This window comes from Saccharibacillus alkalitolerans (assembly GCF_011090185.1).
Lineage (GTDB): Bacteria > Bacillota > Bacilli > Paenibacillales > Paenibacillaceae > Saccharibacillus > Saccharibacillus alkalitolerans.
This window is the reverse complement of record NZ_JAAFGS010000001.1, coordinates 344,023-371,021: the sequence shown is the minus strand read 5'-3', so window position 1 is coordinate 371,021 and position 26,999 is coordinate 344,023. Positions and strand designations below refer to the sequence as shown.

General features: G+C 57.4%; 24 protein-coding genes. 7 read left to right on the top strand and 17 right to left on the bottom strand.

Annotation, left to right across the window (positions count from 1 at the left end; translation table 11 throughout):
• Window positions 1-15: 15 nt before the first annotated feature.
• The 3 genes from GYN08_RS01585 to GYN08_RS01575 all read right to left on the bottom strand — a co-directional run bounded on the left by GYN08_RS01585 (window position 16) and on the right by GYN08_RS01575 (window position 2,105).
• Window positions 16-300: a YlbG family protein gene (locus GYN08_RS01585; protein WP_166271858.1), complete on the bottom strand. Its 285-nt coding sequence runs from the start codon at window positions 298-300 to the stop codon at window positions 16-18.
• 39 nt (window positions 301-339) lie between these two features.
• Window positions 340-777 (bottom strand): YlbF family regulator, encoded by a 438-nt coding sequence (locus GYN08_RS01580; RefSeq protein WP_166271856.1) that lies wholly within the window; start codon window positions 775-777, stop codon window positions 340-342.
• 158 nt (window positions 778-935) lie between these two features.
• On the bottom strand, window positions 936-2,105 hold the full coding sequence (locus GYN08_RS01575) for a M20 family metallopeptidase (RefSeq protein ID WP_166271854.1): 1,170 nt from the start codon (window positions 2,103-2,105) through the stop codon (window positions 936-938).
• A 271-nt stretch (window positions 2,106-2,376) separates the two neighbouring features.
• Between GYN08_RS01575 and ftsW the strand changes: the two genes are divergently transcribed.
• Window positions 2,377-3,660: a putative lipid II flippase FtsW gene (ftsW, locus tag GYN08_RS01570; protein WP_166271852.1), complete on the top strand. Its 1,284-nt coding sequence runs from the start codon at window positions 2,377-2,379 to the stop codon at window positions 3,658-3,660.
• Between the two features lie 137 nt (window positions 3,661-3,797).
• Here the strand turns inward: ftsW and GYN08_RS01565 are convergent, their stop codons facing one another.
• The gene (locus tag GYN08_RS01565) at window positions 3,798-4,184 is read right to left on the bottom strand and encodes an Asp23/Gls24 family envelope stress response protein (RefSeq protein WP_018975574.1); all 387 of its coding nucleotides are present in this window, start codon (window positions 4,182-4,184) and stop codon (window positions 3,798-3,800) included.
• A 194-nt stretch (window positions 4,185-4,378) separates the two neighbouring features.
• Between GYN08_RS01565 and cax the strand changes: the two genes are divergently transcribed.
• On the top strand, window positions 4,379-5,527 hold the full coding sequence (gene cax, locus GYN08_RS01560; RefSeq protein WP_166271850.1) for a calcium/proton exchanger: 1,149 nt from the start codon (window positions 4,379-4,381) through the stop codon (window positions 5,525-5,527).
• 124 nt (window positions 5,528-5,651) lie between these two features.
• On the opposite strand, the gene GYN08_RS01555 is transcribed toward cax, so the two are convergent.
• The 4 genes from GYN08_RS01555 to GYN08_RS01540 form a co-directional block, all read right to left on the bottom strand.
• A complete protein-coding gene (locus GYN08_RS01555; protein ID WP_166271848.1) occupies window positions 5,652-5,939 on the bottom strand; it encodes a YlaN family protein in 288 nt (95 codons plus the stop codon).
• Between the two features lie 164 nt (window positions 5,940-6,103).
• A complete protein-coding gene (locus GYN08_RS01550) occupies window positions 6,104-6,349 on the bottom strand; it encodes an HPr family phosphocarrier protein (protein ID WP_087796825.1) in 246 nt (81 codons plus the stop codon).
• Between the two features lie 110 nt (window positions 6,350-6,459).
• Complete coding sequence (locus GYN08_RS01545; RefSeq protein WP_166271846.1) at window positions 6,460-7,575, bottom strand: aminopeptidase; 1,116 nt, start codon at window positions 7,573-7,575, stop codon at window positions 6,460-6,462.
• Window positions 7,576-7,780: 205 nt separating this feature from the next.
• Window positions 7,781-9,760, bottom strand: a complete 1,980-nt coding sequence (locus tag GYN08_RS01540) for a sensor domain-containing diguanylate cyclase (protein ID WP_166271844.1) — start codon at window positions 9,758-9,760, stop codon at window positions 7,781-7,783.
• A 480-nt stretch (window positions 9,761-10,240) separates the two neighbouring features.
• Here GYN08_RS01540 and rpsD point away from each other — a divergent pair, with 480 nt between their 5' ends.
• Window positions 10,241-10,840: a 30S ribosomal protein S4 gene (gene rpsD / locus GYN08_RS01535; protein ID WP_166271842.1), complete on the top strand. Its 600-nt coding sequence runs from the start codon at window positions 10,241-10,243 to the stop codon at window positions 10,838-10,840.
• Between the two features lie 190 nt (window positions 10,841-11,030).
• Window positions 11,031-14,240: a penicillin-binding protein 1A gene (locus tag GYN08_RS01530; RefSeq protein ID WP_166271840.1), complete on the top strand. Its 3,210-nt coding sequence runs from the start codon at window positions 11,031-11,033 to the stop codon at window positions 14,238-14,240.
• A 107-nt stretch (window positions 14,241-14,347) separates the two neighbouring features.
• On the opposite strand, the gene GYN08_RS01525 is transcribed toward GYN08_RS01530, so the two are convergent.
• The 4 genes from GYN08_RS01525 to GYN08_RS01510 all read right to left on the bottom strand — a co-directional run bounded on the left by GYN08_RS01525 (window position 14,348) and on the right by GYN08_RS01510 (window position 17,129).
• Window positions 14,348-15,052, bottom strand: coding sequence for a 5'-methylthioadenosine/adenosylhomocysteine nucleosidase (locus GYN08_RS01525; RefSeq protein ID WP_166273064.1), 705 nt, complete (start codon window positions 15,050-15,052; stop codon window positions 14,348-14,350).
• Window positions 15,053-15,066: 14 nt separating this feature from the next.
• Window positions 15,067-16,077, bottom strand: a complete 1,011-nt coding sequence (ccpA, locus tag GYN08_RS01520) for a catabolite control protein A (protein WP_166271838.1) — start codon at window positions 16,075-16,077, stop codon at window positions 15,067-15,069.
• Window positions 16,078-16,217: 140 nt separating this feature from the next.
• Window positions 16,218-16,559, bottom strand: a complete 342-nt coding sequence (ytxJ, locus tag GYN08_RS01515; RefSeq protein ID WP_166271836.1) for a bacillithiol system redox-active protein YtxJ — start codon at window positions 16,557-16,559, stop codon at window positions 16,218-16,220.
• Between the two features lie 114 nt (window positions 16,560-16,673).
• Window positions 16,674-17,129, bottom strand: a complete 456-nt coding sequence (locus GYN08_RS01510; RefSeq protein ID WP_166271834.1) for a hypothetical protein — start codon at window positions 17,127-17,129, stop codon at window positions 16,674-16,676.
• A gap of 351 nt (window positions 17,130-17,480) precedes the next feature.
• Between GYN08_RS01510 and GYN08_RS01505 the strand changes: the two genes are divergently transcribed.
• Window positions 17,481-18,017, top strand: a complete 537-nt coding sequence (locus GYN08_RS01505) for a type 1 glutamine amidotransferase domain-containing protein (RefSeq protein ID WP_166271832.1) — start codon at window positions 17,481-17,483, stop codon at window positions 18,015-18,017.
• A 102-nt stretch (window positions 18,018-18,119) separates the two neighbouring features.
• Here the strand turns inward: GYN08_RS01505 and ptsP are convergent, their stop codons facing one another.
• The 4 genes from ptsP to aroA form a co-directional block, all read right to left on the bottom strand.
• Window positions 18,120-19,844: a phosphoenolpyruvate--protein phosphotransferase gene (ptsP, locus tag GYN08_RS01500; RefSeq protein ID WP_166271830.1), complete on the bottom strand. Its 1,725-nt coding sequence runs from the start codon at window positions 19,842-19,844 to the stop codon at window positions 18,120-18,122.
• A 92-nt stretch (window positions 19,845-19,936) separates the two neighbouring features.
• Entirely contained in the window at window positions 19,937-21,814 is a 1,878-nt protein-coding gene (locus tag GYN08_RS01495; RefSeq protein WP_166271828.1) for a glucose PTS transporter subunit IIA, read from the bottom strand.
• A gap of 299 nt (window positions 21,815-22,113) precedes the next feature.
• A complete protein-coding gene (locus GYN08_RS01490) occupies window positions 22,114-22,548 on the bottom strand; it encodes a CoA-binding protein (RefSeq protein ID WP_166271826.1) in 435 nt (144 codons plus the stop codon).
• 67 nt (window positions 22,549-22,615) lie between these two features.
• Entirely contained in the window at window positions 22,616-23,905 is a 1,290-nt protein-coding gene (aroA, locus tag GYN08_RS01485; RefSeq protein ID WP_166271824.1) for a 3-phosphoshikimate 1-carboxyvinyltransferase, read from the bottom strand.
• 100 nt (window positions 23,906-24,005) lie between these two features.
• Between aroA and GYN08_RS01480 the strand changes: the two genes are divergently transcribed.
• Window positions 24,006-24,314, top strand: a complete 309-nt coding sequence (locus tag GYN08_RS01480) for a rhodanese-like domain-containing protein (RefSeq protein ID WP_166271822.1) — start codon at window positions 24,006-24,008, stop codon at window positions 24,312-24,314.
• Window positions 24,315-24,554: 240 nt separating this feature from the next.
• Here the strand turns inward: GYN08_RS01480 and gndA are convergent, their stop codons facing one another.
• Window positions 24,555-26,006 carry an NADP-dependent phosphogluconate dehydrogenase gene (gene gndA, locus GYN08_RS01475; protein ID WP_166271820.1) on the bottom strand — a complete coding sequence of 484 codons (1,452 nt, stop codon included), beginning with the start codon at window positions 26,004-26,006 and terminating at the stop codon, window positions 24,555-24,557.
• A gap of 347 nt (window positions 26,007-26,353) precedes the next feature.
• Here gndA and GYN08_RS01470 point away from each other — a divergent pair, with 347 nt between their 5' ends.
• Window positions 26,354-26,989 (top strand): YktB family protein, encoded by a 636-nt coding sequence (locus GYN08_RS01470; RefSeq protein ID WP_166271818.1) that lies wholly within the window; start codon window positions 26,354-26,356, stop codon window positions 26,987-26,989.
• Window positions 26,990-26,999 lie beyond the last annotated feature (10 nt).

The following is a 26,999-nucleotide window of genomic DNA, read 5'->3' as shown; positions in this document are numbered from 1 at the left end:
CATCTGCCGATTCCGTTAGCCGGACAGCGCTTCGGAATCCGGAAGTTCAGCCGAAACTTCTTCCGGGAACTTGCTGCCGTAATCCGTCTTCAGCTCCGTCCGATGCGATCTTTCGATCTTGCGTACATAGGACAGCCTGCGCATATGTTTCGCCGTCTCCTCCGCCCGATCGGCGTTCAGGTAGACGACGGCGTAGTGCATCCGGCGCGATACGTAATGAAGCGTTCCGTACTTCTCCAAATTCCGTGCCGCTTTCAGGTCGTTCACCCATACAATATAGCCTATACGTTCCGGAACCATGATGCTCGCACCTTCTTTCTGTAATGACCGGCCCGCGGCTTAACCGCAGCCGCAGGAACCTCCGCTTCCGCAGCCTTTCTTCGGCAGCGGATCGTTGCCCGGTACCTTGATGCTCGAAGAGACCGAATAAGCGATCGTCTCCGACATTTCAAAGAGCAGGTCGTCGAGCGCTTTCTCTGCCGCTTTGAAACGGGCCACGGCTTCGATCTGTTCCATTTCCCGCTCCACGAGCTCGACTTCTTCTTTTGCCGCGTGATAATTCGGGTGAAAATGTCCGAAACGCTGCGTTTCCTCAAACAGTTCTCTCTTGGCGTTCAACTTGACGATAAGACGCCGCACTTCCGGATGCTCCTGCATCCGCTCGCGCCAATATAAATAATTCGCAACTTCGACAGAACCGTTGATCATATCGCCCAATTCGTATGCGCTCATGAGCACGCGGGCCATGTCGACTGTTTCAATCTCCGATACGCTCATTGTGTCATCCCGCTTCTATGCTGGAACTCTACCCGGTCCCACCCGGACCGGGCAGGTATGACTATCATAGCACAACGCCGCTCAGGATGTAAGCCTTTAACAGAATAGGGGAAGATAGAAGAGCTTCCATCGGCAGGCAAGGAAACCTGACTTCTGAGTCAAATTTCCTCTTCGAATACGGATTCCGCCATGGCGATTAATAAGGACGCCGCAGCCTTCATCGCCGATTCGTCGAAATCGAACCGTGGATGATGATGCGGATGAACGAACCCTTTTTCGGAATTACCCGCTCCCACGAGCATGAAGCAGCCGGGCTTTTCCCGCAAATAATAAGCGAAGTCTTCGGCGGGCATCAGCGGCTTCGCCGTTTCGATTCTGAATCCGGGCAGCGCCGCCGGCGCCACGCGGAAAAATCGTTCCGTCTCGGAAGCGTCGTTCACGAGCGCCGGGTATCCCACCAGATACTCCACCGAAGCCGAAGCTCCGTAACTTTCGGCAATCCGGAGGCTCATGTCTTCGATCCGTCCGCGGATCAGCAGGCGCGTATCCTCGTCGAACGTCCGTACCGTGCCGGTGATCCGGGTTTTTTCGGCCACCACGTTTTGCGCGAATCCCCCGTTGATCGTGCCGATGCTGACGACGGCAGGCTTAAGGGGATCGACGGAGCGGCTGACAACCGTTTGAAGCTGCATGACCAGCGCGGATGCCGCGACGATGCTGTCTACCGTTTCGTGCGGCATGCCTCCGTGTCCGCCCCGTCCGGCAATATCGATAAAAAACTCGTCGGTCGAAGCCATCATCGGCCCGGCGACGGATGCCGCCGTACCGGCGGGCATCGGCGTCCAGAGATGCACCCCGTACACCGCGTCGACCCCTTCGAGCGCGCCGTTCTCGATCAGCGGCATCGCCCCGCCCGGGCATACCTCTTCCGAAGCCTGGAACAGCAGCCGCACTTCTCCGCGCAGCCTCTCCCGCTTCTCCGCGAAGTAACGCGCGGCGCCGAGCAGCGCCGCCGTATGCCCGTCATGGCCGCAGGCATGCATGACGCCTTCGCGCAGCGACGCGTATTCCGCTCCGCTCTCCTCGGCGATCGGCAGCGCGTCCATATCCGCGCGCAGCGCCACGGTACGTCCCGGAAGACTCCCTTTTACCGTGCCGATCAGTCCGTATCCGCCGACATTGCGCCGCACTTCGATCCCGAAGCTCTCCAGCTTCCCCGCGACGAAGGCGGACGTTTCTTTCTCTTGATAAGACAACTCCGGATTGCGGTGCAAATATCTGCGCCACTCCACCATCTCTTCGAATCCGCGTTCTATCGTTTCGTTCATGATTTCAGGTCCTTTCCGTTTGGCCCGCGGCCTGCCGGGTTATGAAAATACGACAGCTTGCTTCTCGCGCCTTTCCGCCATTGTAGCAAAAAACAAAAGCGCCGCCCACCGTTATGACAGGTCTTGCACGGCTCTTTCAAAGCGACTATGATGAAAGATGAAGTTTGAGCATGCCGGATAAGGAACCATAAGGAATGTCGTCCCTGCCCACTGCATGAGTCTTTACACATAAACGGCGCTTCCGCAGCGTCCGCCGAAGGATTGAACTTACATGAGCACAATGAGAACGAATAGAACCAATCAGACGGGCGGGAACGGCGTGAAAACGAAAGCCGGGACGCCGAAGGCGCCGCCCGATTTTCAACTGCTGATCTTGACGCTGATCCTGACCGGCTTCGGCCTGCTGATGGTGTTCAGCGCAAGTTCCAGCTTCACCCTCCTTGGCAGCAAATTCAAAAACGATCCGCTCTATTTCGCCCTGCCCCAGCTTCAATATGCGGTGCTCGGCGTTATCGTGATGCTGATCGCCATGAGCATTCCGTACAAACGCTACAAAAAATTGTTTATCCCGATGTTTTTCTTCACTTTCATCATGCTGATCGTCGTGCTGTTCATGAAGCCGGTTAACGGCGCGCACAGCTGGATCAGTCTCGGCCCGGTCAGCTTCCAGCCGACCGAATTGGCGAAAATCAGCACGATCCTGTACCTGGCCGCCCTGATATCGAAAAAAGGCGAGCGGTTCCGCGACCTGCGATCGGGCTTCATGCCGGTTATCGTTATCGTCGGGGTCATTGCGGGGCTTGTCATGCTCCAACCGGACTTCGGCTCGTGCATGATTCTCGTTTCGGCCTGCCTGCTCGTCATTTATGCCGGCGGGGCGAGCTTGAAGCATATTCTGGGTTCGATTCTGATCGTAGGCGTCGTGCTCGGCTTATTTTTCGGCGCCAAAGAACTTTTGACTCCGAAGACTCCCGACGAAGCCATCGCAAGCTCGAGCTACAAAGCGGACCGGATTCAGGCTTATCTCAACCCGTTCGCCGATCCGAAAGGCTCGACCCAGAACCTGCTCAACTCGCTGATCGCCATCGGCGAAGGCGGCGCGACCGGCGCGGGCTACGGACAGAGCGTACAGAAGCTGTCCTACCTGTCCAACCCGCATAACGACTTCATTTTCGCGATCATCGGCGAAGAGTTCGGCTTTATCGGCACCGCGGCGTTCCTGCTGCTCTATCTCTACTTCCTGTGGAGAGGACTGCTCATTTCCCTGCGCTGCCCGGACATTTTCGGGACGCTGACCGGAGTCGGAATCGTGGGACTGATCGGCATCCAGGCCTTCGTCAACATCGGCGGGGTCAGCAATACGATTCCGCTGACCGGCGTCACGCTTCCGTTTATCAGCCACGGCGGCACGTCCCTGCTGATCACCCTGTTCAGCATGGGCATTCTGCTCAGCATTTCGCGCGACTCCAAAAAAGCGGCCCCGTCCGTAAAAGGGCAGACGACGGAGACCGTGACGGTACCGGAACGCCGGCCCGCGCTCTACCGTTCGCGATAACGGATAAGCCGGGCTTGCCCCGATCGGGCAGCTTCTCGTTCAAATCGCGGTCAAACAAAAAGGTTCCCCCGGCTGTCTTGGGAGAACCTTTTTTTGATGCCGCTCATGCGCATGCCGGCTCTGCCGTTCCCATTTCCTTAACGGATGCGGGACGGTTCTTCGATCGAAATGTCGTCTTTGAAAGCGACGCCTTCGACTTTGACGTTCACTTCGATCACTTTCAGACCGGTCATATTCTCCACCGCTTCGCGAACGTTCTGCTGCAGCATGCGGCAGACTTCGTGAATCGGCGTCTCGTACAGCACGATAATGCGCAGGTCGATCGCCGTCTCCAGCTGGCCGACTTCGACGGTCACGCCTTTTTGCACGTTTTTCCCGCTCAGACGCTTGGCCCAGCCTTCCGACAGACCGCCGGACATCGCAGCGATTCCCGGCGTTTCGAGCGCGGCCATTCCCGCTATTTTGGCTACCACATCGTTGGCGATTCGAACATTTCCATTGTCCAGTTGCACTTGTTCGGACATGACCATCCCTCCTTACTTCATACTTCTAGTTTAAGGGCTAACCCCCTTGCAGCGCAAATGACGATTTTGCTTTTTTTCGTTTCGCCTTTCCCAAATCGTTTCATCCGCCAAGAAAGTGTCGTATATTTGAAGTGGACTTGTTATTTTCATTTTTACATAACAAGCAAGACGACACCGTTACGGAGGCCTGATTCATGAAAAAAATGCTTTCTCCCATCCTGCTGATCGTCACGTTCGCGCTCAGCGCGGCCGGGCATCTGCTGCATTGGAACCCGACGCTCGAGTTCGTGCTGTCGGCCATCTCGGTCATCTTCGTGGCCGGCTTCCTCGGACGCGCCACGGAGAGCGTCGCCCACTATGCCGGACAGCGGCTGGGCGGCTTCCTGAACGCCACGTTCGGCAACGCCGCCGAGCTGATCATCGCCATCATGCTCGTCAAAGAAGGACTGTTCGACATGGTTAAGGCAAGCTTGACCGGTTCGATCATCGGCAACCTGCTGCTGGTGTTGGGATTAAGCTTGTTCGCCGGCGGATTGAAGTTCAAAGTGCAGCGCTTCAACGTGCCGCTTGCCGGCATGAACGGCTCGCTGATGATCGTCGCGGTCATCGCTCTGTTCGTTCCCGCGGTGTTCCTGAATACGCATTCGATCGAAGGCCTGCAGATCGATACGCTGAGCTTGATCGTTGCCGGCATTCTGATCATCGCTTACATCGCCTGGCTGTTGTTCTCGATGATCACGCACAAAGATTATCTGGCCGATCCGCCGGCATCTCCTGCGGCGGCCGCAGCGGTCGGCAGCGGCCTTCCGGCGAACGGGGCGGGAACGCCTTCCGCTCCGGCTGCCCACGACGGCGAAGACGACCATGCTCCGACCTGGTCGAAAGGACGCTCCATCCTGTATCTCGTGATCGCCACCGTCATGGTCGCCTTCGTCAGCGAATGGCTGGTCGGCACGCTGGAGACGTTCACGACTCAGTTCGGCCTCAGCGAGCTGTTCGTCGGCGCCTTCGTGGTCGCGATCGTCGGCAATGCAGCCGAACACAGCGCCGCGATCATGCTGGCCATGAAGAACAAGATCGGCGCGTCCGTCGAGATCGCCGTCGGCAGCAGCCTGCAGATCTCGCTCTTCGTCGCTCCGGTACTGATTTTCGTCAGCTTCTTCATGGGCGGTCTTAGCGGCACGATGGACATCGTCTTTTCGACGATCGAGATTGTCGCCATTGCCGTGTCGGTCTTCGTCGCCAAGTCGATTATTCAGGACGGCGAGACGAACTGGTACGAAGGACTGCTGCTTATCGCGGTGTACATCATCCTCGGCGTCTCGTTCTTCATGGTTCACTAAAGATGCCAAGCGGGATGCCGATCGATCGACCGGAAAGGCCTGCGAACAAAAAAAAGCGCGTACGGAGAGAGCTCCGTGCGCGCTTTTTGTTATGTTGAAGTCCGACAGAAGGGGCGGAAACCCGCTACTCCTTATTGTTCAGGGCTTCGTAGAGAACCGCCAAATTGCGTTCCAGCTTGCTCACGATCTGCTTGCCTTCCGACTCGCCGATAAGGCCCGCCCGGATCGCGAAATCGACCTGCCTGGAAAATCCGTACATTTGCGTATCCAGCACTTCCTCATAGAGAGGACAGTAGCGGGTCGCCAGATTCTCCATCTGTACTTCAATCAACTTCTCGATTTTATCTGCATCTTCCTGAAGAAGATTGGCTGCCTTGATTTGGAACTGCTCTTGCACGTCAGATGAAGTCATATTTTCTCCCCCCTATGCCCGAAAGTGTGGCCGGCGTTTCTAACCTAATATTAGACGAATTCAAAGGCTAATACAAGAACCGGCTAACAAAACGTAAACGAACATAAGAAAGGCACCGCCTCCGTTTGCAACGGGCGGTGCCTGGTTTGAATCCGTGCCTCTGCTTACTCCGGCGCGATGACGACGTTCAGGCCGTGTTTTTCGAACACTTCGACCATGGCCGCTTTCGCGTCTTCGGCGTCCGGTCCGATCACGTGCAGCTCGTACTGCTGGCTGCTCACGAGAGTCGTGAACAGGCCCAGAATGCTTTTCACGTCGATATACTTGTTTTCGGCCTGCAGGACGATCGAAGAAGAGTAGCGGGATGCGGTTTGAGCGATTTCGACAACCGCCGCATTGTTTTTAGCCATTATTATCCCTCCGTCTGAGTCTCAAAATGACAACCGGTGCTCACATGTTCCATGATAACTTGTATCCGCTTTCTTATCAACCGTTTTCCGCGTTTCTGAAACTTTTTGCTTTATTTCAAATTTTCCGGATTGAGGCATTCCAGCTCAGGGACGACAAAAATTCCGTCCTTGCGGATCAGTACGTCGTCGAAGTAAATTTCGCCGCCGCCGTATTCCGGACGCTGAATCAGCACGAGATCCCAGTGAATCGAAGAGCGGTTGCCGTTGTCGGCGATCTCGTAAGCCTGGCCCGGCGTGAAATGCAGGCTGCCGGCGATTTTTTCGTCGAACAGCGTGTCTTTCATCGGCGTCAGGATGTACGGATTGAAGCCGATCGCGAATTCGCCGATGTGGCGCGCGCCTTCGTCGGAATCGAGAATTTTGTTAAGCTTTTCCGTGTCGTTGGCGGTCGCTTCGACGATTTTTCCGCTTTCGAAACGGAACGTTACGTTCTCGAACGTGATGCCGTTGTACACGCTGGCCGCATTGTAAGCGATCGTGCCGTTGACGGAATCGCGCACCGGCGCGGTATATACTTCGCCGTCCGGAATATTGGCCGTACCGGAGCACTTGATCGCCGGAATACCTTTGATCGAGAACGAGAGGTCCGTTCCCGGCCCGACGATGCGGACTTTTTCGGTCTTGTTCATCAGCGCCTGAAGAGCGTCCTGAGCGCGGTCCATTTTGGCGTAATCGAGGTTGCATACGTCGAAGTAAAAGTCTTCGAACGCCTGCGTGCTCATGTTCGCCAGTTGGGCCATGCTCGGGCTCGGGTAGCGCAGCACGACCCATTTCGTGCGCTTCACGCGCTGTTCGCTATGTACCGGATGGTTGTAGAGCGCATTGTACATTTTCATCTTGTCTTCCGGAACGTCGGCCAGCTCGTTGACGTTTTCGCCCGAGCGGATGCCGATGTATCCCTGCATCTGCTTCATCCGGTTCAGATCGGTTTCCGCCCAGGTGCGGATCATCTCTTCCGTCGCGTTCATCAGCAGCGTGCGCTGCACCATTTTATCGGTCAGCTGCACGAACGGATTGCCGCCCAGAGCGGAAATTTCTTCCACGACCGCCTGAAGAAGATCGCGCTCGGGTCCGATCATTTCGACGAGAATATTTTCGCCGGGCTGTACGTTGACGGAATAACCCGCCAGCGTCTTGGCCAATTTCTGTACTCTTGGATCACGCATGCTGTCTGTTCCTCCCGCTGTTCGGGTGCCGGCAGCGCCGGCTGCCCGCTTGAATTGAACGGCGGTCGGCAAAATGCCGCCGCCGATGGCTTTACCATTGTAGCACTTCCCCCGCTTGAAGTCATTGCCGTCCCTGGGCCGTACGCGCAAAAAAACGCCCCGCCCGGCGCATGGCCGTTCGGAGCGTCGCCGCGAAACCGGGCGTTCAATCGGCGACCGCCGTCCGAATCCGGTTGCGGCCGCTGTGCTTGGCTTGGTACAGGGCCATGTCCGCCCGGTAAAACAGCGATTCGACGCTGATGGTGGAATCGTCTTTCGACCATTCCGCAACGCCGCACGATACGGTGACGGAAGGCCGCGTCTCCTCCTCGACCAGACTGCGGATTCGCTCGGCTACGAGCAGCGCCTCATCCAGCGTCGTTTCCGGGAAATACACGGCGAGCTCTTCGCCTCCCCAGCGCGCGGACACGTCGGTCGTGCGGATCGATCCGCTTACGATGCCGCTGACCTGCTGCAAAATGGAATCGCCGATTTGGTGGCCGTACGTATCGTTCACCTGCTTGAAGCGGTCGATGTCGATCACGAGCAGGGAACCTTTCGAACCTTCGAGCTGATGCCCGTGTATGCGTTCGTCCAGATAGCGGCGCACGTGCAGGCCGGTCAGCGCGTCCCGGTTGGCCATGCGCTGCAGCTCCGCGTGCAGCGTGGCGTTGCCGATGGCCAAGCCGAGATGCGTCGAAAGCATCTGCAGCAGCTTGAAGTTTTCGTAAGAGAAATAATGGTGTTCGCGCTGGGCCAGCAGCACGGCTCCCATCGTCTTGCCGTTCGAGATCAGCGGAGCCGCGATCATCGAACGGGCTTCTCCAAGCTCCATAAACCGGGACGGTACGGGCGATTCCAAATAATCCGACACGATAATCGGTTCCTGCGTCCGGAGTACGATGCCGCTGTATCCGTAATCGCGGCTGAACGAAGTCCCTTCCAACTCCTGCAGGCTGCAGGCCATGACGTCGAAACGATGTTCCGCCGGGTTGTCTTTTACGATGCAGCAAAATTCCGCCCGAAAAATGCCGACCAGTTCCTGAATCGCAAAGGAAAACACGTCGCTGAGCTGCAAATTCTGGTTGAGACGCTTGGTCAATTCGTTGATCAGCAGCAGTTCGCGGATCAGCAGATTCGACTGCTCGTACAGCTTGGCATTCTCGAACGCCTTGCCGGCCGTATCCGCGATCATGCCGAGCAGCCGCGTATCGAACCGTTCGGGGGGCAGGTCGAGCATGAAGTGGAACACGCCGTACACGCCCTGATGCCCGGCAAGAGGCAGCGCCGCCTCGATTCGCTCCGGGAATTCCGGCGACGGAATTCCCGCGACTTCCACGCTGCCCCTCATGAAAGCCGTCGTACAAACGTCCTCTTTGCGCTGGTCGAGCAAAAACACTTTGAGCTGCGGATTCGAACTCTGGTAATCCTGGGTCATGAGCAGCTGGCAGCGCGCCGACGGATGCAGCACGAGCACGATGCGCAGCAGTTCCTCGAGCACGCCCTCGACGTCGAACTTGTCGTACAGCCTCCGTACCATCCGGAACAGCGCCGAGTCGCCGTTCAGAGCCGAACTGCCGGCCTGCCGGGTATACAGCGTGTCGTAAATGAACGAATACTCCAGCTTTTGATAGAAGCAGGTTCGGAAATGAGCTCCTCCCATTTCGACGAGCTTCAGCATGCCGCCGGCTTCTCCCGCCGGCACGGAGCAGCCCAGCACGGCAAAGACGTCTCCTCCGCTGCGGGTAAATACCGGAACCGCCAGCGTGGCGCGCGTCCGCATATACCCGCCTTCATGGCCTTCGGCCGGAACCAGCACCGCTTCCCTTCTGGCAAGAGCCATCCATCCCGCATGTCCCGCTTCTTCGTTGAGCCCGAGGATCAGCTCGGAATCGCCGGCCACCGCTTCCCCGTCATGGCTGAACAGAAACCATTCCGCGCCTGCCGAGGAGACGCCGCTTTGTTCCTGCCATTCGGCAAAGCTTTCTCTTAGCAAAGGCTCTATATAAGGAAAATCGGCCGTGCCGATATCCACGGTCTGAATCCAGAAGGACTCGTCGCCGCGGGATATGACGGGAAACAGAGCTTCGCCGATTTCATCGCGCCGAATTTCTTCCACCGGGTTCTTCCCTGCGTGTTCGGACATAACTTCTCTCCTTTGCCGAAAACAATGCCGTATCGTAAAGCCCGGTTTTTTGCGCAGCAGCTGCGCAAAAGCCGGGCTTATGTGTGTAATCCGCTATACCTTCTTTCTATATTACTCTTTTCGCACCATTTTTGCATCCTATTTTTCACTGTTTCTCCTTGCTAATGGGCCTTTCGGCTCAAGACGATCTTTTTATTTTGTTCAATAGATTCTTTTTCGTTCTACCGCTTGACGCAGACGGTAATATCCTATAAAATTTAACGATGTATGAACGCCGGATACCTACGTATCCGGGTGTAACGGTGCGTCACCCTCACGCGTTTTGTTGCTATCGGGACAGCGGCTGAACTTTCCCGATATGAGTACGCTGATTCGTTGCTTCCTTATATAAAGGATGACGTTTCCGGCCTGCGTACGCGAAACAAAACACGGCGCACACGGTTCCCCGGCCATTACACATGACAAAGGAGTTTTTCCAATATGGCACGTTACACAGGCCCTAAATTCAAACTCAGCCGCCGCCTCGGTATTTCCCTGAGCGGTAACGGCAAAGATCTCAAGCGCAACTTCCCTCCGGGTCAGCATGGCGCTAACCAACGCAGAAAACAAAGCAACTACGGCATGCAGCTCCAAGAAAAGCAAAAGCTGCGCCACATGTACGGTCTGGGCGAAAAGCAATTCCGTACCCTGTTTGCTAAAGCACAAAAAATGCAAGGCATCGCCGGCGAGAACTTCATGTTCCTGCTGGAAAGCCGTCTGGACAACCTCGTGTACCGTATGGGCTTCGCCAACTCCCGCGCAGGCGCGCGTCAGCTGGTTGCTCACGGCCACGTAACGGTTAACGGCAAAAAGGTCGACATCGCTTCCTACGCGGTAAGCATCGGCGACGTGATCGGTCTTCGCGAAAGAAGCCGCGGTCTGTCCTCGATCAAGGAAGCTCTGGAAAACCGCGCTCACGTACCGGGCTACATCGAGTACAACGACGCGGCTCTGGAAGGCAAATACATCCGTTTGCCTGAGCGTGCCGAACTGTCGCAAGAAATCGACGAAAAACAAATCGTCGAATTCTACAACCGTTAATCGGAAACACGACGAATACCCGCAAGCTGCAGAGCTTGCGGGTATTTTTTATGCCGTTTCTTTTGCATGGACGCCGTTGTCCCGGTCTTCGCCTTCTTCTCCCCCTCAAGCCCTCCTCCCCATTTCTTATGCTGTTTTTCTTGTTTTTATGCTATAATAAGCCCTGTTCAATAAGGAGGAAGATACGCTAATGGCAGATGAGAACAAAACGCCCGAAACGAACCCTTCCGTCAAGAAAAGATCGTTTTTCCGCAAAACGCTGACTTTTTTCAAATGGATCGTCATTCTTGGCTTTGCGGTCGTTCTTTTCGGAGGAGGCGCGGCAGCGGGGTACATGACCTCCACTCTCAAAGATGAGCCTGTCCGCTCGAGAGCGGCGATTGAGCAGGCCATCGACGAGAACGCGATCACGGGCTTTGCTTTTTTCCGGGACAATTCCCCGATCGGCCAACTTCGGACCGATGAAGACCGAAGACCCGTCGGTTACGACCAAATTCCGAAGACCGTCATCGACGCGCTGGTTTCGATCGAAGACAAAAGCTTTTACGAACATCCGGGCATCGATACAAAGGGCACGCTTCGCGCAGTCAAGCAAAAGCTGCTCAACGACCCCGTGCAAACCGGCGGCAGTACGCTGACGCAGCAGCTCGCGCGCCGGATGTTTTTGAGTCTCGACAAAACGAACGACCGAAAAATCAAGGAAATCCTGCTGTCTCTGCGGATGGAGCGGTTCCTTTCCAAAGAAGAAATCGTAACGGCTTATTTGAACAAAATGCCGTTCGGGAAAGGTTCGGCCGGTTACAACCTGTTCGGCATAAAAGCCGCGGCCAAAGGAATCTTCGGACTCAGCGACCCTTCGCAGCTGAACTTGGCCCAGTCCGCCTACCTGGCGGGGCTCCCTCAGCTTCCGACGTCGTATTCCGCATTCGACAGCACCGGCAATTTTAACGAAAAGGGATTCCGGAATGCCGTCAGCCGGCAGCATCGCGTGCTTTCGAATATGCTGGAAGACGGAAAAATCACGCAAAGCGAATACGACGAAGCGCTTGATTTCGACCTGCAGAACTCGCTTGCGGGCCAAACGCCGAAAGCATACGCCACTTATCCGTATTTGATGGCGGAAGTGGAGCGCGAAGCCACCAAAATCATTATGACGCTGCAGAGCTCCGGAGACGCTTCGGCATCCGGCGAGGAAACTTCCTCCTACGAGACCGCCAACCAGGTACTGCTCACCGGCGGATACCGCGTCTATACGACCATCGACAAAGATATTTATAAAACGATGCGCAGCATCGCGGAAAACCCCGACAACTTCGGAGCCGCCGATCCCAATGGGCTGCCGCAGCAGCTTGCCGCCAGCCTGATCGACCAGAAAACGGGCGCGGTCGTCGGCATGATCGAAGGGCGCAGCTTCAGCACGCTGGAAATGAACCTTTCCACGCAAATGAAGCGCCAGCCGGGTTCCACGATGAAGCCGATCGCGGCCTACCTGCCGGCGCTCGACAGCGGCCTGATCCAGCCGGCCGGCGTCATCGACGACGCGCCGATCATTTTGCAGACGGGATCGACTTACCATATTCCGAAAAATGCCAACAATCATTATCAAGGACTCGTGACGGCGCGTTACGCGCTCAATAAGTCGCTCAACATTCCCGCGCTCAAATTGTTCAACGAAAAAGTCGGCATCGATAAAGCCTGGGCTTTCGCCAAAAATCTGGGCATTACGACAATCACCGACTCGGATTACAAAGCACAGACCGGCGTTCTCGGCGGGATGGAACAAGGGGTGACCGTCAAGGAACTCACCGGCGCTTATGCGGCGATCGGCAACGGCGGCGAGTTCAACGAGACGTACATGATCGACAAGATCGTCGACTCCAAAGGCAACATCGTCTACAAGCATCAGCTCAAGCCAAACCGGGTCTTTTCCGCGCAAACGGCTTATTTGATGACCGATATGCTGAAGACCGTCGTCAGCGACGGTACCGGCAGCACCCGGGGCAGCAGCATCCCGCAGATGTTCAAGCAGTACGGCCAGATTGCCGTGGCCGGCAAGACGGGTTCGACCCAGGATTACGCGGACGTCTGGTTTATGGGATATACGCCCGATCTGACGCTCGGCGTGTGGGCGGGCTACAACCAGCCGATCAATACGATGAACGACGACAAAGGACGTGCCCGGATGCTGTGGGCCACGATCATGAACGAACTGACGGCGCTGAAGCCGGAGCTGTTCCCGACCAAAACGTTCGCGGAGCCGGAAGGCATCGTCACGAAGACCGTATCGGGCTTCAGCGGCAAGCTTCCGACCGAACTTACGGTTCAGTCGGGCAAACTCGTGACGGACATTTTCAACGAAAAATATGTCCCGACCGACTACGACGACGGTCTTGTCCAGGCGAAATATATCGTGTATAACGGAGTCAATTATGTACCGCATCCCGAGACGCCGGACGATATGCTGCTGGAAAAAGTAACCGTCAATCGGGAAAAACCGATCAACCAACTGATTATCGAATTGAAGAATGCCCTGTCGAAGATGCGCAATGCGCAGCCGCTCAGTTACTATATCCCGGCGGACGCGGGCGTGGACATGCCGAAGGAAGTCGATCCGCGCACGGACGACGGTTATGCGCCTTCCGCTCCGGTAAACGTCTGGATGAACAACTCGGGAACGGCCATCGCCTTTACGGCCAATCCGGAAAATGACGTAGTCGGCTATCGCCTGTACACTTCGTGGGACGGCGGAAGTTCTTATCAATATGCGGGCACGGTTCGGACCGGCGAGTTCCTGCAGTTCGGACTGTCGCCGAACTCCGCGACGCATTACGTGACGGCCGTCGACGTGGCGGGCAAGGAATCGGCACCGAGCCGGATTGTCGGCATGGCGAGCCCGTCTCGCCCTTCTGCAGAAACCAAAACCGAAACCAAGCCTGCGGAAGAAGGCCAAACGGTCGAAGGAATCGTCGTACCGAACGAATCCATCGAAAAACCTGATCCTACGGAAGCCGAGGAGCCGCAGCAGGATCAGGAAGAACAAGGCCAGCCGATCGGCGAGATCGGAGGCGGCACGACCGAAGAAGCCGATAAGCCGAAGCCTCCGGTCGAAGAAGAAAAGCCTACTGCCGCGGTTACTCCGCCGGCAGCTCCAGGGCAGCTGCAAGCCAGCGCCTCGGCCGGCGGCGCCCAGCTCAGCTGGGCGGCTTCGGAAGGCGCCACTTCTTACACGATTTATTACAGCGCGACGGCCGACGGTCCTTATACCGCTATCGGCAGCACTTCGTCCGCTTCGTTTGCCTATACGGCCCAGGCTCCGTTCACGGCCTGGTTCAAAGTATCGGCGTCCAACGAAGCCGGCGAATCGCCGCAGTCGGCAGCTCTGTATACCGCAAGCCCGTAAACCGAAGACAGAAACGAAAAAAGCCCAGAGTCACCGATATTTCGGCGGCTCCGGGCTTTTTCGCAGCTCAATTCGCTTGAACCCTGTTTTCTTCGACACCCTATTCCTCAGCTTTCTTTCCAGCTTGCAAGCATCCCGGCGACAATCGCAAAAGAGCGCGCCGAGGCCGCCGCCGTGAAATCCGCAAAGCTGGCCGGTGCTTCTCCGTTCGCCTTGTCCGACATGGAACGGATCACGACATGCGGAAGCCCGTTCAGACGGCAAACTTGAGCGACCGCCGCTCCTTCCATCTCCGTGCATAATCCGTCGAATTCGCCGCGCAGCCGCTGCACTTCGTTTCGGTCCGCCACAAATCGGTCCCCCGACAGGATCCGTCCGACCCGAAACCGCACCCGTTCTTTTTCGCATGCGGCTTCGGCCAGCGCAACCAGCTTCCGATCCGCCGGAAACAGCCATTCTTCCTGAAAAGGAATAACGCCCGGCGCGAAGCCAAGCGGCGATGCGTCCATGTCGTGCTGCATGCTCTCGGAAGAAACGACAATATCGCCGATTTCCAGCTCGGGATGAAGCGCGCCGGCAACTCCGGTAAAGATCAGCGCATGCGCGCGGAATTCGCTGACCAGTACCTGTACCGCTGCCGCGGCGTTGACTTTGCCCACTCCGCAGCGGCAAACGACGACTTCATGTCCGCGAAAGCGTCCCTGCGTATAAGTAATGCCCGCCGCCTTCCGGCTGCGGGCATCCTCCATCTCTTCAAGCAGAAGCTTGATTTCTTCATCCATCGCGCCCATCAACGCAATAGGGTCTCTCATCGTCTTCGTCACGACTAATCGTTCAACCGGGCGACGGAAAGGCGAAGGATCGTTTCGTGCGGCAGAATGACCTGCGCGTTTTCCACGTTTTCCTTTTTCATCAGCTTCGTCAGCAGACGCATGGCTACGGCACCGATATCGTACATCGGCTGAGCGACGGTAGTCAGCTGCGGACGTACCATGGAAGCCATCCGAATGTTGTCCACGCTGATGATCGAGAAATCGTCCGGTACTTTATAGCCTTCGTCCTGCACGCTGTGAATGGCTCCGATCGCCATCTCGTCCGTAGCCGCGAAGATCGCGGTCGGCTTGCGCTTGAGACCGAGGAAATATTTCATCGCTTCCACGCCGGATTCATAGCGGTAATTGCCGATGCGCACCAGGTCTTCCTGGTATTCGATGCCTGCCGTTTCCAGCGCGCGCTTATAACCCTGGAAGCGCGAGTAACCGTTTGCCGGATCCTGCAGCGTGCCGCTGATCATCGCGATTTCGCGGTGACCGTGGCGAATCAGCGTGCTGACGGCGTCGAAAGCCGCCGCTTCGTGATCGATGTCGACGGACGGAATCGTACCGTTTTCATCTTTGGTCGCGCAAAGAACGATCGGCACGGAAGCCGTCTGGAACGCCTGGACATGATCTTCGGTAATCGTGCCGCCCATAAACAGCAGCCCGTCCACTTGTTTCTCGAGCAGCGTGTTGATGACACGAATTTCTTTTTCTTTCTTTTTGTCGGCGTTGCACAGAATGATATTGTAATGATACATATTGGCGATATCTTCGATGCCGCGTGCGATTTCCGCGAAAATCGAATTCGAAATGTCAGGGATAACCACGCCGACCGTCGTCGTCTTTTTGCTGGCCAAACCGCGCGCAACCGCATTCGGACGGTAGCCAAGACGCTCAATCGCCTCATAGACCTTTTTGCGGGTTTGCGGCTTTACGTTGGGGTTGTTGTTTACGACTCGCGAAACGGTGGCCATCGAGACTCCCGCTTCACGCGCCACATCATAAATAGTTACCGTCACATCTTTTCTCTCCATTGCCAGTAAATTTTTCAATCAGGTTTCAATGAATTACATTCAAGCTTTCATTAGTACCATGATACGATAAATTTGCTTGGTGCGCAATGTTAACGCTTCACTTTTTTCCAAAAAAGGCGGCTGTCCTAGGACAGCGCCTCCTTCAAAGCCGACGAAGTGATCCGGGAGTGCGACGTATTCCAGACCGCGCGGCCTTCTTTCAACAAAATGGCCTGCGGCGAAGCATGCTCCACGCCCAGACGGTCCGCCGCTTCCAGCGACACCGGACGGTCTTCCACGACGTGAATCAGAACATACGAAGCGTCGGAGTTCGGCGAGCCTGCCAAATAGCGCTGCGCTTCCGCATAGGCTCCCGCGCTGATCGGGCAGCGGGTGCTGTGCTTGAACAGCAGTACGGGCTTCTCCAGCGATTGTTGAATGGCGGCTTCCAGCTGTTCGCTGGTCGTAATTTGAGTAAAAGTAGGCATGGTTAAGTCTCCTTCCATTTTGCGGCGAATCTCGATGTTGTCCACACAAGTGTTCGATTTAAGTTTAACAACCCGGCAAAACGAAGTCAAAGACGCCTGACATGCGACTTTTTGTCATGCCGGCGAAAAGCGGGCTTCCCTGCCGTCGTCGACCGCGACTTTTTCGGTGAACTGCGCCAGGCGCAGTTCGATCTCGGCCATCCAAGAGCGATCGCCCGCGTCGCCGGCACAGCGGTACAAATCGAGCAGCGCATTAATCCGGGAGATGCAGCTTGCCTGGATTTCCGCTTTTAAAGCGTCTTTCGTATCCGCTTCGCTGCAGGTAAAGATCGTGTACATGATAAGCGCCAGCTCGTTGAATTCCGTGTAATCCAGCCCGTACGGCTCTTCGTCAAGCGGCAGGCTTCGCAGCAGCGAACCCAGATCTCCCTTAATCCAGGGAAGTACCTCTTCATGCTCGCATTTCGGGCAGATCAGAACCGGCACGTTGTCAATGCTGACATGTTTTTTGTAATCGACGAGCCGAAAATCCAGATCGTACCGTTGTCCGCATTTGCAATGCTCCTGCATTCCATAATCCCCTCCAACATCGATGTTTACCGCGTTCGGACGAATCTCTTAACAGCAGGCTTAAGCATGCGGCATTCCGCCGGCCGGATCGGCAAGAGCGGAAGCCGGAATCATCCCGACACAAGCAAAATGCCGGAATAAGGTCCTCATGCAAGGGATTCGCTGCGGCTTGCGCAAATTCCTGCTTGTTTTCCAAATTAATTAAGCGCTTTCAAAAAAACTTTCGCTTTTTTCTTCTCTTTTTTGCGGCGCTTCTTCCCGGCTGTTACAATGATACATGTGATATAGGGGGCGGAAACGATACGCTTTGCTGCCCGCTTCGTCGACAAAAATATGGAAGGAACGGTGAATATGCGTCTTGACGGAAAAAAAGTCATTGCTTTGGTAGATGAGGAATTCGAAGATCTCGAGCTGTGGGTTCCCGTTTACCGGGTACGCGAAGAAGGAGCCGAAGTTCATCTGGCCGGCGCGGAAAAAGGCAAAACGTATATCGGCAAATACGGCGTTCCCGCCGAAGCGGAGTACGGCTTCGACGAGCTGGACAGCGCCGATTACGACGGCATTCTCGTTCCGGGCGGCTGGGCGCCCGATAAGCTTCGCCGCTACCCGAAAGTGCTTCAGTTGGTCCGCGAAATGCACGAAGCGAAGAAGCCGATCGGACAGATCTGCCATGCCGGATGGGTACTGATTTCGGCCAAAATCCTTGACGGCGTTACGGTCACGTCCACGCCGGGCATCCGCGACGATATGGAAAACGCGGGCGCCGTCTGGAAGGACGAACCGGTCGTCGTCGACGGCCATATCATCTCCGCCCGCAGACCGCCCGACCTTCCTCCTTACGGGCGCGCATTTTGCGAGGCTCTGGCAAATTCGAAAGCCGCCCGGTAAGCGTCATCTCCCGCTCCGCGCATCCAAAAGAACCGCTCTCGCACAGAGAGCGGTTCTTTTTTGCGCCGATCGCGGCGGACGCTTCGTCGGCGCCGTGTTCTTCTATACGACCGGAGTCACGTACTCCGACAGCAGCCGCTCGATCTCGCCGGAACGCCCGAGCTTGAAGCACTCCCGTCCGGCTTCCCGCGCTTCGGACGCCGTCGTGTTCAAGATGCGGTGTTTCACCCGCAGCAGGGACTGCGGCGACATGCTGAGCTTGCCGACACCGAGTTCCAGCCAGATCGGAATCGCCCGTTCGTCGCCGGCCATCTCGCCGCACACGCTCACTTCGATCCCGCGCTCGCGGGCCGCGTTCGCCGTCATGCGCAGCATCCGCAGCACGGCCGGATGATACGGATGATACATATGCGCGATCTGTTCGTTCATCCGGTCGACCGCCAGCACATACTGGACAAGATCGTTGGTTCCGATGCTGAAAAAATCGACTTCTTCGGCCAGCAGGTCCGCAATCGCGGCCGCCGCCGGCACTTCGATCATAATTCCGACCGGAATGTCCGGGTTGTACGCTTCGCCGCGCTCGTCAAGCTGAATCATCGCTCTGCGGAGCAGCTCTTTGGCCTGACGAACTTCGTCGACCGAGGAGATCATCGGATACATGATTTTGACGTCGCCGAAAGCGCTGGCGCGCAAGATCGCCCGCAGCTGGGTCAGGAACAAATCGTGACGGTCGAGGCTGATCCGGATCGCCCGATAACCGAGAAACGGATTATCTTCCTCCGGCAGCGACAAGTAATCCAGCTGCTTGTCGCCGCCGATATCGAGCGTGCGGATGACGACCGACTGGCCGTTCGTCCGTTCCGCAATGCGGCGGTACACCTCGAACTGCTCTTCTTCGCTTGGGAACTCCGAACGATCCATGTAGAGAAACTCCGTTCGGAACAATCCGACGCCCTGGGCCCCGTGCTTGAGCGAAGTTTCCAGCTCTTTGAACGAGCTGATATTGGCCGCGAGCGTCAAGCGTTCGCCGTCGCGGGTAACCGCTTCGACTTCGGCCAGCAGCTGCAGCTGTTCCTTTTTGCGCTGAAGCTTTCGGCGCTTCTCCTCGTAAATGCGCAGCGTCCCTTCATCCGGCTCGGCAAACAGGACGCCTTCGTCCCCGTCGATCACGAGCAGCTCGCCGGTCTGGAACGGTTCTTCCCGCTTGCCTTCCAATCCCGCTACCAGCGGAATTCCGATGGCTCGCGACATAATCGCCGTATGCGACGTTTTGCCGCCAATCAGCGTCACGATGCCGAGCACATGCTGCGGATTCAAGTGCACAAGCTGCGACGGGGACAGCTCCTTGGCCACGAGGATATACGGCTGGGTATCGGACGGCAGCTTGATTTCCGGCGCTCCCAGAAGATGCTTGAGCAGCCGGTTGCCCACATCTTTGATATCGGCCGCCCGCTCCTTCATGTATTCGTCGTCGAGCAGATCGAACATGGTGACGAAATGGTCGATCGCCTCCTTGACCGCCACTTCCGCCGCTTTGTACTGCCGTTCGATAATGCCCCGGATTTCGCTCATGAATACCGGATCTTCGAGAATGGCGAGATGGGCGTCGAAGATGCTCGACTCTTCCGGCCCCACCATTTCCTTCACTTCTTTTTTCATGTCCTCGATCTCGCAGCGGGACGTTCGGATGCCTTCGGTCAAACGCTCGAATTCGCGCGTCAGATCAACGACGTCCATCTTTTGGTCCGGTACGTCCCATTCCCATGTCGGCAGAACGAAAGCTCTCCCGATCGCAACGCCGGGCGCGGCTCCGATACAGGTTATCATCGTTCTCCCCCTCTCGTTTCTCTTTCTGTTATGCGATCCCGAAATAAACGGCTGACGTCTTGGAGCGCGTGAGACACTTTTTCATCTCCTCTTTATTTCGGGATGTTCTCTTTATCGTAGAGTACGACCGACATGACCGATCCCTGGCCTTTTTTGACCGCTTTGAACGGCGCGAAGCTCCAGGATCGCACTCGGTCCGGATTCGTGATCAGCATAGGCGTTGCGAGCGACTTGGCTTTTTCCCGCAGCAGCGGCAGGTCGAAGCGAATCAGCAGCTGCCCCGGCTCGACGATATCCCCGACCTGCACGAACGCTTCGAACGCCCCTTCGAGATGCGAGGTGTCGATGCCGACGTGCAGCAGCACGTCGACCTCCTCGTTCGTCCGGATGCCCAGCGCGTGCTGCGTCGGATAAACGTGCAGCACCGTGCCGGCGACCGGCGATACCAGCTCGTCTTTTTCCGGAATGAACGCCACGCCGTCCCCGACCAACTTTTTCGCGAAAATTTGGTCCGGCACTTCGTCGAGCGGTATCATGCGGCCCTGAACCGGCGAGGAAAACAGCACGTGGTCCAGCTCGCGGTCGATCAGCTTGTTGATCTCTTCCCGGATCAGCTCGGAATACGTGCCGAACACGACCTGCACGTTGCCTCCGCCGAGTCGGATGAGGCCCGCGGAACCGAGCGATTTGAGCGCATGGCCGTCGATCTTCCGATCGTTCGCCACCGTCAGGCGAAGCCGGGTGATGCACGCCTGCACCTGCACGATATTGTCCCGGCCCCCGAGCGCCTGCAAAATGAGCGGCGCGCGGTAGGGAATGTTGCCGGCCCAGTCTTCGAGCGTCGAGCCTTCCTCGCGGCCCGGCGTCGGAATCTGGAACTTGCGGATCGCCCAGCGGAACAACACGTAATAGCCCAGCCCGTAGACGATGCCGATCGGAATCAGCAGCCAGCCGTTGGTCGACAGATGGAAGTTCAGCACGAAGTCGATCAGGCCGGCGGAATACGAAAAGCCGTGATGAATGTCCAGCGCGTACGTCAGCCACATCGCGAAGCCCGCAAGCACGGCGTGCAGCGCGAACAGAAACGGCGACGCGAACAGGAAGGCGAATTCGATCTGCTCCGATACCCCGGTCAGCAGGCAAACCAGCGCCGCGCGGACGAACGTCTTGCGTACTTTGGGTTTGAGATCCTCGCGCGCTTCGTGGATGACGGCCATCGCGGTTGCGGGCAGCGCAAACATCATGATCGGGAACAAGCCCGCCATGAACAGGCCCGCGGTCGGATCGCCGGCAAAGAAGCGGGGCAGGTCGCCCTGCACGATCATGCCGGAAGCCGTCTCGTAAGAGCCGAACTGGAACCAGACGATATTGTTGAGCAGATGGTGCAGCCCGAAAGCCGACAGCACCCGGTATAAAATGCCGTATACGAACAACCCGAAGCCGCCCGTCGCTTGAACTTCAAGGTCCATCCAATCGATCAGCGCCTGAAGCAGCGGCCCGACCGCCAGCATGGCGAACGCGAACAAGGCCGACAGAAGCCCCATAAACAGCAGAACGAAACGCGATCCGCCGAAGAACTGGATCGTTTCCGGAAGCTTGAAGTCTTTGAAACGGTTGTACAGCGCACCGGCGATGGCGCCGAGCAGAATGCCGATCAAAGTCGTCGGCTGAATCTGACCGCTCGCGAAGTGGTCGATGACCCGTTCGTAGATCGTCATGCCCATGAGCGCCGCCAGACCCGCATATCCCGCCTGATTGGCAAGCCCCAGCGCTACGCCTACGGCAAATAAATAGGGCAGGTAGAGCAGTACGCCCGAGCCTGCCACGTTCAACGCTTCGGATACGCCGGGAAGCCCCCACGCTCCCCAGGGAAGACTGCCCGCGCTGAGCAGAATGGCCGCCGCGGGGAGGACCATTGTCGGGATCATCACGGCCCGGCCAAGCTGTTGAAGCGAACCTAACCAATTCAAAGACGTCCCTCTCCTCTCTTCCTTCAAATGTTAAGCTTTGAAGGGGCGTTTGTCAAAGAATTTGCGGCGCTTTTACGCGCGGCAAAAAGGCTCTTCCTTATCGGAAGAGCCCCAGGCTGCCCTCAAAAATCCTATTCGTTGTAGAAGCTCGTCAGCCGCGGGAGAAATTCGTTAGCATATGCTTCCGAAGTGGCTTTCTACGAAAGCCCGTACTTCACTGAAGTTCTCTCTCCGTCTTCTCGCTTCCAGCTGCGTTAGACTTTCAAGGCACGTTGGGTTGATCAGACCGAACGACCTGTTCAGCGTCGGCTTCCGGCGCCGGTTACGGCGTCTTCGACCTTGATGCAGCGGTCCATAATGACGGTCATGCCGGCTTCGCCCGCGATCCCGGCGGCTTCGTCGCTGTATACGCCCGACTGCAGCCACAGCGTCTTTGCGCCGACGGCCGCGGCATCGCGGGCCACGTCGGCGCAAAATTCGCTGCGGCGGAACACGTCGACGATGTCGATCGGCTCCGGCACGTCGGCCAGCGACGCGTAGCAGGTCTCGCCGAGAATTTCTTGCCCCGCGGCGGTCGGATTGACCGGAATGATGCGGTAACCGCGCGACTGCATCGCCTGCGAGACCATGTACGACGTCCGGTCCGGCTTGTCGGACAAGCCGACGACCGCAATATTGCCGGCCTGCTCAAGAAGCTTTCCGATTTCTTCCCGGCTTGGATTTTGGAAAGGCATGTTAGACTCCTCCTTGATTCTCGAATGAATCCTGGAATACGTTTCTTTGTTATTTATCCGTTTGACCTTACTTTACCCATTCGACATTGGCGCCAAGCGCGATCATGTCGTCGAAAAATCCGGGATACGACTTGGCGACATGATAGGCGTCGGCAATCGTGATCGGCTGGTCGGCGCGCAGGCCCACGATCGTGAGAGCCATGATCACGCGGTGGTCGTAATGCGAGTCGATCCGGACGCCGCCGGCAACGCCCTGCGGGCGGCCGTGCACGATGATTTCGTCGCGCTTTTCCTCCACGTCCGCGCCCGCTTTGCGCAGCTCGGCCAGATAATCGGTGATGCGGTCGCATTCCTTGTAGCGCAGGTTCTCCACGTTATAAAAACGCGACGTCCCTTCGGCGAACACGGCCGCGGCAACCATTGCCAGTACCGCGTCGGTAGCGGCGTCGCCGTCGAATTCGACGGCTTTCAAGCTGCCGGTTCCCCGCACGACGGCAATGTCGTTCTCGTGCGTCAGCGGCGCTTCCATCATCCGCAGCACGTCGACGACGGCCCGTTCGCCCTGCTTGCTGTTCACGGCCAAGCGGCGCACGGTGACGTCGGACGGCAAAACGGAGGCGGCCGCCAGAATCGCGGCGGAACCCGGATAATCGCCCTGGACCGCATACTCGCCCGCCCGGTAGAACTGGCCGCCCGGCACGCGGAACAGCGAATAATCGTCGTTCGCTTCGATGGCGATGCCGGCCTGCTCCAGTACTTCGAGCGTCTGCCCGACGACGACTTTCGACTTCAGGTCGCCCGTGACCGTAATTTCGCTGTCCGCTTCGAGCAGCGGCGTCAAAAAGAGCAGCGCGCTGAGATACTGCGAACTGACTTCGCCCGATACGGTCACTTTGCCGCCTTTGACCGGTCCTTTGACCGTGATCGGCAGCCGGCCTCCGTTGTGATCGATCCGCGCGCCCATCTGCGTCAAGGCGTCGATGAGATCGTCATGCGGACGCTTGCCCAGCGAATCCGGATACGTATTGACGAAGTGAACGTCTTCCGACAGCGCCGAGACGGCCAGCAGAAAGCGCAGCACGGCGCCCGCGTTGCCCACGTTCAGCTCGGCGATCTTTTTCGGCTGCCGTCCGAAGCCCTTGATGACGATCTTCTCGTCGTCTTCTTCCAGCTCCGCTCCCAATTCCGCGATGCAGCGCCGCATGGCGTCGCTGTCTTCGCTGTGCGCAGGGAAGCGCACGGTGCTCGTGCCGTCCGCCAGCGCGGCGGCCAGCAGATAGCGCGTCGTATAATTTTTGGAAGACAGCGCCTCGATGGCGCCTTCCAGTTTCTCGGTGCGTCTGACAATCACGTCCATGCTTTTCCCCTCCAAGCCGTTCCCTTAAAATATTTGAGTTTGACACGGGTTTTTCCCGTTCGCTATCATGGACCTATCCCAACCGAAAGGCAGGAAGGCCATGAATCCTATTACGCAAATACAACCTTCGGAGCTGCGCGAGCGTATCGAACGGGGCGACGCCCCGCTGATGATCGACGTCCGCGAGCCGGAAGAAGTGGCCCAGGGCATGATCCCCGGCGCCGTCCACATTCCGCTCGGCCAACTGGCCGGACGATTGGACGAACTCGATCCCGACCGCGAGACGGTGTTCATCTGCCGCAGCGGCTACCGCAGCGAACGCGCCTGCGAATATCTGGAGCAATCCGGATTCGACAACGTCGTCAACATGACCGGCGGCATGATCGCCTGGCATGAAGACGAAGACTGATCCGGCAGAAGGAGCCCCGCGCGGGCTCCTTTTTTCATGTCTGCCCTTCCCCGGCCGCTTATCGGTCCCGCACAGCTTTTCCGCTTCCTCCACTATACACGCTCGTTCCGTCTTGTTCAATAATTAGACGCTGTGAAGCGTTAAATTACCTCTGTTCGGCAAAAGAAAAAGCGGCGCAGGGCAGTCCCGAAAGACGGCCCCCGCCGCTGTTCATCCGAAGGGATGAAAGGCTTTTTCCGATTACTGGTTTTTCGTGTTCGGCAGGTCGAGCGTGCCGTTGTCCAGGTCGAGCCACTCGTGGTGGAACACGCCTTCTTTGTCCACGCGTTTGAACGTGTGGGCGCCGAAGTAGTCGCGCTGCGCCTGGAGCAGGTTCGCCGGCAGACGCTCCGTGCGGTAGCTGTCGTAGTAAGCCAAGGCGCTGGAGAAGCCCGGAACCGGAATGCCGTTCGTGACGGCCGCGGCCACGACTTGACGCCACGAATCCTGGTAGTTCTCGATGACGCCCTTGAAGTAATCGTCGAGCAGCAGGTTCGCCAGCTTGCCGTCCTTGTCGTACGCGTCCTTGATGTTTTGCAGGAACTGCGAACGGATGATGCAGCCGCCGCGGAAGATCATGGCGATGTTGCCGTACTGCAGATCCCAGCCGTATTCGTCGGAAGCGGCGCGCATCTGCGCGAAGCCCTGCGCGTACGAAACGATCTTACTTGCGAACAGCGCTCTGCGCACGTTCTCGATGAACTCGGCGCGATCGCCGGAGAAGGCTGCCGCTTTCGGTCCGCTCAGCACTTTGCTGGCCGCCACGCGCTCTTCCTTCATGGCGGACAGGAACCGCGCGAATACGGATTCCGTGATCATGGACAGCGGAACGCCCAGGTCGAGAGCGCTTTGGCTGGTCCATTTGCCCGTGCCTTTTTGGCCGGCGGCGTCGAGGATGACGTCGACCATCGGCTTGCCGGTTTCCGGATCTTTTTGCGAGAAAATGTCGGTCGTGATCTCGATCAGGTAGCTGTCGAGTTCGCCTTTGTTCCACTCGCCGAAGATTTGGTGCAGTTCGTCCGTGTCGGCGCCGACCACGTCCTTAAGCAGGTGGTACGCTTCGCCGATCAGCTGCATATCGCCGTACTCGATGCCGTTGTGTACCATCTTGACGTAGTGGCCCGCGCCGCCAGGTCCGATGTATGTACAGCAAGGATCGCCGTTCACGTGGGCCGAGATCGAAGTCAGGATCGGCTCGACCAGCTCGTACGCGCTTTTCGGACCGCCCGGCATGATCGCGGGGCCTTTGAGCGCGCCTTCTTCGCCGCCGGATACGCCCGTGCCGATGAAACGGAAGCCTTTGGCTTCGAGGTCTTCGCTGCGGCGCTGCGTGTCCGGGAAGTAGGCGTTGCCGCCGTCGATGATGATGTCGCCCTGATCCAGATGCGGAATCAGCTGCTCGATCGTCGCGTCCGTCGCCGGACCCGCTTGAACCATGATCAGGATCTTGCGCGGCACTTCGAGCGATTGAACGAATTCTTCCACCGAGAATGTGCCTACGAGATTTTTGCCTTTCGCTTCCTCGACCAGATCGTGCGTCTTCTGCGGGGAGCGGTTATATACCGAGACGGTAAACCCTTTGCTCTCAATATTCAGAGCCAAATTTTTGCCCATGACGGCCAAGCCGACCACGCCAATTTGTTGTTTTGACATTTCAGGTTCTCCATCCTTTGCGTATGAAATAGGCTTGCAATAATTTTCATTGTACCCGTTTTGTTTAGTAAAGTGAAGTCCTCGGAATTGGCATCCTCCTTCGGGAAGACGCTCCGTTTCGAAAGTCCGCCGCCCGCCGCCCGCCGTCCGCCGCGTCGGAGCTCGAACACGCGGCTCTGGCGGGAAAAAGCGAAACCCGCCGTCCCGATCTCCCGGATCAAGCCGTGCCGTGCTTCATGAACTCTTCATCTTTTCTCCGCTTGTTCGGCTCCCCGCGCTCTGTGCTATAATGGCCGATGAATGTCTTGCAGGTTCCTTCGGAGCCGCTTTTTGAGAGGAGCATAATCATGGATTTCCAAGGATTCGACGAAAAAGATTTTGCCGTATTTGAAATAGAGGGGCTGGAACCCCGCATGAACGCCCTGATCGCCAACGTCCGCCCGAAGCTGGACGAGCTCGGCCGTACGCTGGCCCCTTTCCTGTCCGCCGCATGCGGCGAAGAAATGTTCCCCCACGTCGCCAAGCATGCCCGGCGCACCGTCCACCCGCCCGCCGACACCTGGGTCGCCTGGGCGGCCAGCAAACGGGGCTACAAGGCGCTTCCGCACTTTCAGGTAGGCATGTTCGCCGACTATCTGTTCATCGTGATGGCCGTCATCTACGAGAGCCCCAACAAGACGGTGCTCGCCGAGTCGCTGCGCAAACACGAACTCCAAGTCGCGAATCTCGTTCCGAACGGGCTGCAGGAACAGTTTTATTGGTCCGTCGATCACACCAAGCCCGGCGGCACCAAACATTCGGAGCTGGGCCCGGACGGCCTCTCCGCCATCGCCGAACGGCTCGGCAGCGTCAAGAAGTCCGAAGTGCTGTGCGGGCGCTTCCTGCAAAAAGGCGATCCGCTGCTCAAAGACGGCGGCAAGCTTGTCCAAACGATCGAAGAAACGTTCGAGACGCTGCTTCCTTTGTACAAAATGGCTTTCTGATCGCTGCGAA

Excerpts from the sequence above, each read along its gene's own strand:
- GYN08_RS01565 (WP_018975574.1), bottom strand. The coding sequence starts at position 4,184 with ATGTCCGAACAAGTGCAACTGGACAATGGAAATGTTCGAATCGCCAAC.
- rpsD (WP_166271842.1), top strand. The coding sequence starts at position 10,241 with ATGGCACGTTACACAGGCCCTAAATTCAAACTCAGCCGCCGCCTCGGT.
- aroA (WP_166271824.1), bottom strand. The coding sequence starts at position 23,905 with ATGGACGTGATTGTCAGACGCACCGAGAAACTGGAAGGCGCCATCGAG.
- GYN08_RS01575 (WP_166271854.1), bottom strand. The coding sequence starts at position 2,105 with ATGAACGAAACGATAGAACGCGGATTCGAAGAGATGGTGGAGTGGCGC.
- ytxJ (WP_166271836.1), bottom strand. The coding sequence starts at position 16,559 with ATGCCTACTTTTACTCAAATTACGACCAGCGAACAGCTGGAAGCCGCC.
- GYN08_RS01540 (WP_166271844.1), bottom strand. The coding sequence starts at position 9,760 with ATGTCCGAACACGCAGGGAAGAACCCGGTGGAAGAAATTCGGCGCGAT.
- GYN08_RS01525 (WP_166273064.1), bottom strand. The coding sequence starts at position 15,052 with ATGAGAGACCCTATTGCGTTGATGGGCGCGATGGATGAAGAAATCAAG.
- GYN08_RS01510 (WP_166271834.1), bottom strand. The coding sequence starts at position 17,129 with ATGCAGGAGCATTGCAAATGCGGACAACGGTACGATCTGGATTTTCGG.
- GYN08_RS01550 (WP_087796825.1), bottom strand. The coding sequence starts at position 6,349 with ATGGCTAAAAACAATGCGGCGGTTGTCGAAATCGCTCAAACCGCATCC.
- gndA (WP_166271820.1), bottom strand. The coding sequence starts at position 26,006 with ATGTCAAAACAACAAATTGGCGTGGTCGGCTTGGCCGTCATGGGCAAA.
- GYN08_RS01490 (WP_166271826.1), bottom strand. The coding sequence starts at position 22,548 with ATGCCTTTCCAAAATCCAAGCCGGGAAGAAATCGGAAAGCTTCTTGAG.
- GYN08_RS01580 (WP_166271856.1), bottom strand. The coding sequence starts at position 777 with ATGAGCGTATCGGAGATTGAAACAGTCGACATGGCCCGCGTGCTCATG.
- ptsP (WP_166271830.1), bottom strand. The coding sequence starts at position 19,844 with ATGATAACCTGTATCGGAGCCGCGCCCGGCGTTGCGATCGGGAGAGCT.
- GYN08_RS01480 (WP_166271822.1), top strand. The coding sequence starts at position 24,006 with ATGAATCCTATTACGCAAATACAACCTTCGGAGCTGCGCGAGCGTATC.
- GYN08_RS01470 (WP_166271818.1), top strand. The coding sequence starts at position 26,354 with ATGGATTTCCAAGGATTCGACGAAAAAGATTTTGCCGTATTTGAAATA.
- GYN08_RS01505 (WP_166271832.1), top strand. The coding sequence starts at position 17,481 with ATGCGTCTTGACGGAAAAAAAGTCATTGCTTTGGTAGATGAGGAATTC.
- ftsW (WP_166271852.1), top strand. The coding sequence starts at position 2,377 with ATGAGCACAATGAGAACGAATAGAACCAATCAGACGGGCGGGAACGGC.
- GYN08_RS01545 (WP_166271846.1), bottom strand. The coding sequence starts at position 7,575 with ATGCGTGATCCAAGAGTACAGAAATTGGCCAAGACGCTGGCGGGTTAT.
- GYN08_RS01585 (WP_166271858.1), bottom strand. The coding sequence starts at position 300 with ATGGTTCCGGAACGTATAGGCTATATTGTATGGGTGAACGACCTGAAA.
- GYN08_RS01530 (WP_166271840.1), top strand. The coding sequence starts at position 11,031 with ATGGCAGATGAGAACAAAACGCCCGAAACGAACCCTTCCGTCAAGAAA.
- GYN08_RS01555 (WP_166271848.1), bottom strand. The coding sequence starts at position 5,939 with ATGACTTCATCTGACGTGCAAGAGCAGTTCCAAATCAAGGCAGCCAAT.
- cax (WP_166271850.1), top strand. The coding sequence starts at position 4,379 with ATGAAAAAAATGCTTTCTCCCATCCTGCTGATCGTCACGTTCGCGCTC.